General features: G+C 66.8%; 1 protein-coding gene. It reads right to left on the reverse strand.

Translation table 11 applies throughout. From position 1 onward, the window contains the following. Positions 1 to 945 (reverse strand): fatty acid desaturase (locus tag ROA7023_RS23585; protein ID WP_085881358.1); only part of this gene is annotated, 945 nt, incomplete at its 5' end.

Here is a 945-nt window from a genome sequence, read left to right on the forward strand (position 1 = left end):
TCATACTCCCGGTCTTGCGATGTGAAGGTCGTGGAACTCCTCGCGGTAGGGTTTCGCGGTGGGGGGCAGTTCCTTGCGGATGTAGTATTCGGGGTCGCGGCGCTGGCGCAGCAGCGCGCGGAACATCTCCAGGTAGGCGCCGGGGATCGACCGGTTCGGCGGCGGCAGGTCGTCCTTGATCAGCGCGTGCAGCTTGGGGAGGTTGTAGTAGGGCACCATGGGAAACATGTGATGCTCCACGTGGTAGTTCATGTTCCAGTAGATCCACTGGCTGACCGGGTTCATGTAGACGGTCCGGGTGTTGAGCCTGTGGTCGATCACGTCCTCGGCCAGCCCGCCGTGCTGGAGCAGCCCGGTCATGGACATGTGCCAGCAGCCGTAGATCCGCGGCAGCCCGATCAGCATCAGCGGCAGCAGCGACCAGGTGGCCAGCGCGAGCGCGAGCGTCGCGCCGTAGATCGCCATGTGCACCCGCGCCGCGCGGACGGCCTTGGGGATCTCGCTCTCGGGGATGAACGTGCGCTCTTCGTCCGAGATCCGGCCCGTCGCGTTGTGCCAGAGCACCTTGAGCGAGGCCCAGACATCGAGCACCCCGACGTAATGGGCCAGCCCCTCGACCATCTTCGGCGGGCGCATCCAGGCGATCTCGGGGTCGCGGCCGACGATGGCGGTGTCGGTGTGGTGGCGGGCGTGCGACCAGCGCCAGCTGACCGGGTTGCGCATCACCTGGAAGCTGGCGATCTGGTAGACCCAGTTGTTCATCCAGTCGGTCTTGAAGGCGGTGCCGTGGCCGCATTCGTGCCAGCGGCTGTCGCAGGCCGAGCCATAGAGCACGCCGTAGACCAGGAAGAACGGCACGCACCACCAGGTGCCCCAGGTCAGCACCCCGCCGAGCCCGGTCAGCGCCAGCAGGCCGATCCAGAGGATCGTGTCGCGGATCGCGGG

Source organism: Roseisalinus antarcticus, assembly GCF_900172355.1.
Lineage (GTDB): Bacteria > Pseudomonadota > Alphaproteobacteria > Rhodobacterales > Rhodobacteraceae > Oceanicola > Oceanicola antarcticus_A.